The sequence below is a fragment of the Vibrio sp. S9_S30 genome (assembly GCF_014694455.1).
Taxonomy (GTDB): Bacteria; Pseudomonadota; Gammaproteobacteria; order Enterobacterales; family Vibrionaceae; genus Vibrio.
Genome location: NZ_JAAUWT010000064.1, coordinates 1 through 3,090, shown reverse-complemented (window position 1 = coordinate 3,090; position 3,090 = coordinate 1). Strand labels below are relative to the sequence as shown.

The 3,090-nt window shown below is 41.5% G+C and carries 5 protein-coding genes; 2 read left to right on the top strand and 3 right to left on the bottom strand.

What is annotated here, in order from left to right; all coding sequences use genetic code 11:
- The first annotated feature begins 458 nt into the window (after window positions 1–458).
- Both HC752_RS23855 and HC752_RS23850 read left to right on the top strand, forming a co-directional pair.
- Entirely contained in the window at window positions 459–737 is a 279-nt protein-coding gene (locus HC752_RS23855; RefSeq protein WP_190337676.1) for a hypothetical protein, read from the top strand.
- A gap of 38 nt (window positions 738–775) precedes the next feature.
- Entirely contained in the window at window positions 776–994 is a 219-nt protein-coding gene (locus tag HC752_RS23850; protein ID WP_190337675.1) for a hypothetical protein, read from the top strand.
- Window positions 995–1,182: 188 nt separating this feature from the next.
- On the opposite strand, the gene HC752_RS23845 is transcribed toward HC752_RS23850, so the two are convergent.
- From HC752_RS23845 to HC752_RS23825, 3 genes are all read right to left on the bottom strand, one after another.
- Window positions 1,183–1,602 (bottom strand): GNAT family N-acetyltransferase, encoded by a 420-nt coding sequence (locus HC752_RS23845; RefSeq protein WP_190337674.1) that lies wholly within the window; start codon window positions 1,600–1,602, stop codon window positions 1,183–1,185.
- Between the two features lie 148 nt (window positions 1,603–1,750).
- Window positions 1,751–2,053, bottom strand: a complete 303-nt coding sequence (locus HC752_RS23840; RefSeq protein ID WP_238930622.1) for a hypothetical protein — start codon at window positions 2,051–2,053, stop codon at window positions 1,751–1,753.
- Window positions 2,054–2,713: 660 nt separating this feature from the next.
- Window positions 2,714–2,932, bottom strand: coding sequence for a hypothetical protein (locus HC752_RS23825; RefSeq protein WP_190337672.1), 219 nt, complete (start codon window positions 2,930–2,932; stop codon window positions 2,714–2,716).
- Window positions 2,933–3,090 lie beyond the last annotated feature (158 nt).

Below are 3,090 nucleotides of genomic sequence, written 5' to 3'. Positions count from 1 at the left end.
AATCTAATTGATTTTGACAGCTTGCAGCAACTTGGTTTGCCGAGAATTTCCCACCTTGGGTATGGTTGAGGAATCGAACCCGAAAACACTGAAGCCAGCAACTTTCGAGAACCTGACAACCCTTGAACTCTCAAAGCGCTATAACGCCCAGTTAAGTAGCCAAAAACGCACAAATGCTGCTTCTGCAAACTACCCTAACCACTAAACCCAACGCAAACTAAAAATGCCACGCGTTTTTGGTCTGCTTGAACTGTTTGTTAGAGCGATACAAACAAAAAACTCGCTGGGCAATGAAGCACTTAGCTTGCATATAATGAAAGGCATTTTAACCAACAAAACTTACTGCAACCAGACCACAAAGCCCAAAACACCGACTCAGTCGAGAATCTAGGGAAACAAGCCGAGAGCAAAGCCTCAAAATTTAGCGAACTCAATTGGTTTTGAAAACTTGCAGCAACTTGGATTACGACGCCTTATCAACCTTGATGCAGGTTGAGAAAGCTAACTCTAAAACACAGAAGCCAGCAATTTTCGAGAACCTGACAACCCTTGAATTATCAAAGCGCTATAACGCCCAGTTAAGTAGCCAAAAACGTACAAATGCTGTTTCTGCAAACTACCCTAAACACAAAACTCAACGCAAACTAAAAATGCCACGCGTTTTTGGTCTACTTGAACTGTTTGTTATGAACGGACTTTACGGCAACCTCGGAATTCCAGCAAATACAAATGGTTGAGACAACGAGCCAATTCACAAAATGCCGGCAGCTACACGATGAACCCTCAACAAGTTGACTCAAAACGCTCGCTAATTTTGGGAAATTTCGATGCCCTGCCCTGCCGCCCCACTGAAATCACAGCAAAGCAAATGGCTGCTAGAAAGAATCACTTGGCAAAATTACTGAAACAGCCAATTTGCCTTTTGATGAAATCCAAGCGGCATTTCACCAAAGGAACATTGCCGATTTTCAATTGGGAAAAATTCAAATCATGATGATGCGAAAAGCAAATATTAGACCTTAGCCCCTAATTTTGCAGGATTTTTCTAGATGCTTCATAACGCCAGCTTAAACCGCAGACAACGCACAAATCAAGCTGCTGCATTACGCCTTAAACACTAAATTCACCGCAAACCGAAAATGCCACGCGTTGTTTGTCGGTTTGAAGCTTTTGTTAGCTGATTCACTTTTCGATGAACAATTTTGTAAAGAATGATAAAGATGAATCCATTGGATAATTTTCCAGTACCATTTGACACTCATAACCATGTTTTTCATAAAAGGGCTTCGCTTGAAAACTGAGAGTATCAACAAGTGCCGATTTGCAGCCTTGGGATTTCGCATAGTTTTCAATGTGATTAAGAAGTTGACTACCAACTCGTTTCCCTCTCATAGAGTCATCAACCCAAAGAAACTTAATAAGTAACCAATTCCCCCAAATATCAGCGACAATACCACCAACTTTGTTTTCGCCATCAACTGCATAGTACCCAACATGCGACTTAGGTACCCCTTCCAGAAATGGAGTGTTGTGCTTGATTAACCCACCACGAATTTCATTGATGTCACTATCCGATGGCTCTATGTCTAATTTGAATTCCATACATTTCCTAAATTCGGACTAGCTAGAACAGCTAACGCCCGCTTAAGCCGCTGCCAACGCACTACAACGGCTACCGCATTGCGCCTTAAACACAATTATTGCTGCAAACCAAAAATGCCACGCGTTGGCGGTCGGCTTGAAGCGTTTGTTAGGCATTTACCAACGGACGCAACCGTTCTGCCGGTATATTCCAACGCTCACCATTTGCAGTTGACACTGATATTGTCTTTTTGTTGAATTTAACCACAACACAAACATGAACCGTGCCTTTGCCATCAACAAACTCCGCAGGTGAACCAAGTGTAAACTGTTGCTTTTTGGCTTGGACTTCCAGCTCATCTAAGCTTTCCAAACGAGCTACAATTCGATTATTCAATTCAATCAATTCTGTTCGAGTTAACTTGTCTATGTTCATATTTACAAACTCTACTGCTTTGAAAATCATGAGCATTGTATCAGCTAAATTTGAGAATCTAACGATTAATGCCTAACGCCAGCTTAAACCGCAGACAACGCACAAATCAAGCCGCTGCATTGCACCTTAAACACTAAATTCACCGCAAACCAAAAATGCCACGCGTTGTTTGTCGGTTTGAAGCTTTTGTTAGAGCGATACCAACAAACAGACTTTACTTGGCAATGAAGCATTTAGCTTGCATTCAATGAAAGACATCTTAGCCAACAAGATCTTCTGCAACCAGACCACGAACCTCAAAACACCGATTCAGTCGAGAATTTAGAAGAGCAACCGAAAACCAAACTTCAAAATCCGGAATTTCCAATTGGCATGAAATCCCACAGAAACTTGGCTTGTAGAGAATTTCCTACCTTAGATATGGTTGAGGAATCGAACTCGAAAACACTGAAGCCAGCAACTTTCGAGAACCTGACAATCCTTGAATTTTCAAAGCGCTATAATGCCGCGTTAAGGGGTGAGTGCCGCATAAACCAACTTTCTGCAGACCGCCTTCACCACAAAAATCAACGCAAACCAAAAATGCCACGTGGCACGAATCCCTCTTGAACGCCTTGTTATGACTATGGAGCCTCAGATTACCATCTCAAGAGTCAAACACTGTTTTTAATAAGGATTATTGTCAATGACTATAGTTCATTTTATATCGCCATTGTTGCTATCTTTCCGCCTGTAATATAGGCCCTGTAACACCATCAATGCCATACTACCTAAGATGATTCCACTGACTTGGAAACCAGAGAGACTAGAATCCTGAAGTGCTAGGAAAACCAAAATACCGATGATAGGCGTTAAGATGAATGAACGACTCGCTTTTTCTTGAGTGCTAAGATTCCACCAAAACAACTTCTTCATGTGTAAAGATCCTTTTTATTCGAGATAGTCATAACGCCCAATTAAGTAGCCAAAAACGTACAAATACCGTTTCTGCATATCACCTTAAACACATAACTCACCGCAAACTGAAAATGCCACACGTTTTTGGTCTGCTTGAATTGTTTGTTATGAACGGA

What these genes read in the sequence shown, in the direction of transcription:
- HC752_RS23840 (WP_238930622.1), bottom strand. Translation starts at nt 2,053, where the DNA reads ATGCTCATGATTTTCAAAGCAGTAGAGTTTGTAAATATGAACATAGAC.
- HC752_RS23825 (WP_190337672.1), bottom strand. Translation starts at nt 2,932, where the DNA reads ATGAAGAAGTTGTTTTGGTGGAATCTTAGCACTCAAGAAAAAGCGAGT.
- HC752_RS23850 (WP_190337675.1), top strand. Translation starts at nt 776, where the DNA reads ATGAACCCTCAACAAGTTGACTCAAAACGCTCGCTAATTTTGGGAAAT.
- HC752_RS23845 (WP_190337674.1), bottom strand. Translation starts at nt 1,602, where the DNA reads ATGGAATTCAAATTAGACATAGAGCCATCGGATAGTGACATCAATGAA.